Source organism: Kocuria sp. WRN011 (assembly GCF_002295155.1).
In the GTDB taxonomy this organism is placed as follows: Bacteria; Actinomycetota; Actinomycetes; order Actinomycetales; family Micrococcaceae; genus Kocuria; species Kocuria carniphila.
In genome coordinates this window covers 1-4158 of sequence record NZ_NSGI01000017.1, presented here as the reverse complement: position 1 = coordinate 4158, position 4158 = coordinate 1, and the positions used below count along the sequence as shown (strand labels likewise).

General features: G+C 53.5%; 2 protein-coding genes and 1 pseudogene. 1 reads left to right on the top strand and 2 read right to left on the bottom strand.

The window, feature by feature from the left end; all coding sequences use genetic code 11:
- Positions 1-121: 121 nt before the first annotated feature.
- Positions 122-352: pseudogene (locus CKW39_RS15170) on the top strand (integrase core domain-containing protein); the annotation flags it as partial.
- 21 nt (positions 353-373) lie between these two features.
- Here CKW39_RS15170 and CKW39_RS15165 read toward each other — a convergent pair.
- Together CKW39_RS15165 and CKW39_RS15160 are read right to left on the bottom strand one after the other, a co-directional pair.
- Positions 374-1135 (bottom strand): DDE-type integrase/transposase/recombinase, encoded by a 762-nt coding sequence (locus CKW39_RS15165; protein ID WP_216823189.1) that lies wholly within the window; start codon positions 1133-1135, stop codon positions 374-376.
- A 152-nt stretch (positions 1136-1287) separates the two neighbouring features.
- Positions 1288-3804 carry an SIR2 family protein gene (locus CKW39_RS15160; protein WP_095798956.1) on the bottom strand — a complete coding sequence of 839 codons (2517 nt, stop codon included), beginning with the start codon at positions 3802-3804 and terminating at the stop codon, positions 1288-1290.
- Between the last annotated feature and the right edge of the window lie 354 nt (positions 3805-4158).

Sequence of the window (4158 nt, the reverse complement as noted above, 5' to 3'; positions counted from 1 at the left end):
GGCAAGAGCAAGCGAGACATCATCCGTTGCTTGAAGCGCTACGTCATTCGCGAGGTCTACCACCTCATTAAGGTCAACCCCCGCACCGGTGAAATCGCGAGTTGACAACTATAGGAGCGTCAACGCCCTCATGGAGACCATCAACGGGTTGTTCAAGACCGAGTGCATCCGAACCACGGTCTTCCACCCCGGTCCCTACCGGACTCTCGCAGACGTCGAGTACGCGACCGCTGGATGGGTCGAGTGGTACAACAACCGCCGCCTCCACGGCACCCTCGGGATGCTCACCCCGGTAGAGTTCGAAACGCTCCACTATCAGGCCCTCACCCGAGAGCCCGAACCCACAAAGTAGCGGCCGAGAACCCGGGCCGGTTCATTGATGGAAGCGTTCGATTTTGCCTTGGGTTTGTGGGTGGCCCGGTGCCCCGTTCTTTTGGTGGATGTGGTGGGCTTCTAAGAGTTTCTCGAACCCGTTACGACCTCCTTTGCGGCCGGCTAGGCGGGCGGTGAAGACCAGCCCGTTATCGGTCAGGGTCGAGGCTGGTGGCCCATAGGTGCTGATCAGGCCCTGCATGGTGGTGACGATGTCGGCGCCGGTAAACGCTAATTGGGTGCGTAGGTGCAGTAGGTAGCGGGAGTGATCGTCGAGGAAGTCCAGGATCTCCACCCGGGCGCCGGTGGCCAGGAACCAGTGGGTGATATCGGCTTGCCAGCATTCGTTCGGCGCCTGGGCTTGGAAGCGGATGTAGGTGGATCTCGGTCGTTTACCCGGTGCCGGGGTGATAAGCCCGGCTCGGTGGAGCACGCGCCGGATCGTGGAATCTGAGGGCACTCGGTATCCGGCTTGTTCTAGGTGCCACGCGATGGTGAGCGGCCCGGCGTCAGCGCCTTGGGCGGTGAGTTCTTGGCGCACGGCAATGATTTGTTCTACCAACGCCGCTGGTAGGGCCCCGGGTGAAGAGCGTGGGGCTCGAGAACCCGGTGCCAGTCCGTCCACCCCGTGAGCGTCGTAACGGGCTAGCAGGGTGTAGACCCATTGCCGGGAGACGCCGTAGCGGGTGGCGGCCTGGGCGGCGGTGAGGTGTTGATCGCGTACGGAGCGGACGATGACCAGATGTCGTGTTGTGCTTCCCATTGACCATCGTGACCGTCCAGGGGGTGTCAATGATTAAGCAACTACCGAGAGCTACCGGTGCCCGCTTCTCATCGCCACCGATACTCTCCGTAGACGAAATACACTAATTCCAAAGTTGGGAGCACTTTTTGGATTAACCATAAAAATATAACCTATTCGCCCCCCTCCGTTTCAAACTTCAGCGTTATAGGCAATTTGTGATATTCTATTTGCAAACGCTGGAGATCTTTCTCTGTCTGCTCACCAGAGTTCCGAATGGTTCTCATTTGCGCATATACTTGTTCCCATTGAGAGCGAATAATTCCCCACAATTTCTTATGGTCCGGCAATTCTGAATGGGAATTAACATCCGACTCAATTCTCCGAAGAACGCGTATTGACCGCCGCAAGAATGCGGTCCAGGTGACAATATTTCCGCCCCCCCTGTCCATTTCTGCAGCCAGCTCGAAGGCCTCCAAGCCCCGTTGGAAATACTCAGCAACACCGTAAGGGGGAGTTGCGGCCTTCTCCAAGAGAACAGTACCCAACGTGGTGAAGCTGTAAGTATCAGCCACTAGCCCCGTGGCCCGCATGGCGAAGGACTCAGCCTTTGCTAGCAAGGTAGCATCCGATCGGGATTCATTTCGCGCAAGAATTGCCCTTTGCTCCCAATATCTTGCGCTCCAAGAACCAAAAACATCCAGGAGGGACGCGTACCAAGAATCGAGATCTGCTCCGGGTATGGCTTCTCGCAAGTTGCGTTGAATCATGAACGCATTAACTAATTGTGACGTCGGATTTCTTTGTTGGAGGCTTTTTGGATTCAATCTTCCTGATACATTATGTATGGCATCTTTCAGAAATTCACCAGCTTGCACAGACCCAATCTTATTTACGAGGGGTGCAAGCGCCATGAATCGGTGTCGTGTCCGCACAATTGTTCCGTCCGTGGAGAGCAAAGAACTAATTTGCGGATCATCTTGAATCTGACCGACCATCTGGTCACTCGTTAGACCAAGCATTCTGCTTATATCGACAAGCAAAATTTGACTATCAACAAAAGAAGCGTAAGCGGCAAGAAAAACAGTCTTTTGCTTCTGTGCATTATTTAAATCATTAATTAAATGCCCGACTCGCAATCCAAATCCAGGGGCATTCTCAAGTTGAGCCATTGCGTCAAATAGGTCTTTTCCTTTGAAGTGGGAAATTCGTTTATTAGGGGGACAACTTTCGAGAATGCCGAGTCTCCCTACTTTATTAAGGTTATCGACCAGTCGCGCCGAGTCAACACCCGTTAGACGCCCATTGATACTTGCCACTCGCCTGTGCGCAAGACTGGCGGGATCAAGTCTACCGAGGATTTTCGCTTCTCGGTTTGAATCGTCGACGGCAACACATACGATACTTGCCCCCAAGCCACGAGCTTTAATAACGAGTTGATTTAGATCGTCTGCAAAATCGGCCACCCCGTCAAACAGTAGGGCTACTGCCTTACCATCTGCCGCGAAAGATAATATGGCATCTATATCAATGCGTCCTTTGTGCTGGAAAAGGAAAGTTCGCCATGAATGCATGCGTAAATAATGCCCCAGTTGCAGTAGTCCTGTGGAGCGACCAGTTAGACGCCGACCAGTGTAAACTAGTGCCGTTGACTTCGATAGAGACTGGCCGATTTGTCCGCAGTCCTGCTTCGCCTTCGTCACCCATTCTAACTCAGCCGCGAGACCATCTTGAACATCAATCCATCGAGGTTCGTCACCACCGAGAAAATCATGATTCTGAGCGTCCGAGGCGACGCGAGTGGATTTAAGCTCTACAAACTGCTGACCAACCCTCATGGCCAGTTCCATTTCCGACCCCAACTCTTGTTCGAGATCTAGTCCGGTCATTTCACCCCATGCAAGAACAAAGTCTTCAGCCGTCATCTCTACCGGGACTAATCCCCACCGCTCAAGGTCCAATCGCATCCCCCGAGAGATACTTCGAGCTACGTAGAAACTTGGTGCGGAATGCGTCGGCCTTCGCCCCGAGACAACAGCTTCTATATCGGGCTCATCCCTCATTCTTGCCCCGAGAATGACAAATGGCGAATTTCCATATACATCATGAAAATTCGCTGGCCATGCGGCCCTGGATGCCGCCGAACCCGCGTACTCACTCAAGGAAAAGACTAGTTTCCTGGGCGGAATAGTATCTACTACTCCGTGGAGGTGGATTACATTAAGGTTCCGACTTTGACGGAAATCTGAATCCCAATTCAGCGTCTCGAGTTGCCTGCTAGACTCTTGGGCGATCGCCCGATAGGCTGATTCAAATGTGTCGTCAATGTTGAGAGTCCATACTATGTTCCAAGGACTCCGAGCATAGTACTCCATCCAGTACGAGTGCTTCACTCCCCAAAAACGCTCTTTGAGCCAGCTATAAACACGAGCTTCCCCTGCGGCTTGAACCGAACGATCATAGATTCTCCAGAGTAGGTCACCTTCTTCAGCGGGCACATTGAAAGCAACGCAAAGTTGTTCAATAAGCGCTGAACTTCCGGGCAGTGGGTTGCCGAGACGAGATGTAGAGTCCATGCTGGCACCGGCCCCAAGAAGTAAGTGATATTCACTGTTGCGAGCGGCCCGCCGTAGGGACAGTCGTTGCTCTTCGGTGATGTCGATGGAGCCTAGATTATCTTCGTTATTCATGAACGTATTATGACAGGTCTTGGTACCGTTTGGGTCTCGGGACGAAAATAACAACAATGAGTCTTACTGCTAGCAGTGGTCCCTTGATCCGAACACGGAATATTCATCTTTTGTAGTGTGAGCACCCACCGCCGTTACCTTTTTCATGGCGACGGTGTCCGGGAGGATGTAGGCGTAGGAAACCAGCCGGCCCCGGCAAGTTGTCTGCCCCCAGTCGCTCATGATCCGGGGGGGTGTCCCTATGTTTCGAGTCAAGCCGCGAGAGTGGGTGGCTCGGGGGTCGGGACTGGTGTGGGTGACTGGTAGTACGTGCCGTCGCGGAGCATCGCGAAGATGACGTTGCAGCGGCGGCGG

Coding starts and splice junctions, on each gene's coding strand:
- CKW39_RS15165 (WP_216823189.1), bottom strand. CDS start 1,135: ATGGGAAGCACAACACGACATCTGGTCATCGTCCGCTCCGTACGCGAT.
- CKW39_RS15160 (WP_095798956.1), bottom strand. CDS start 3,804: ATGAATAACGAAGATAATCTAGGCTCCATCGACATCACCGAAGAGCAA.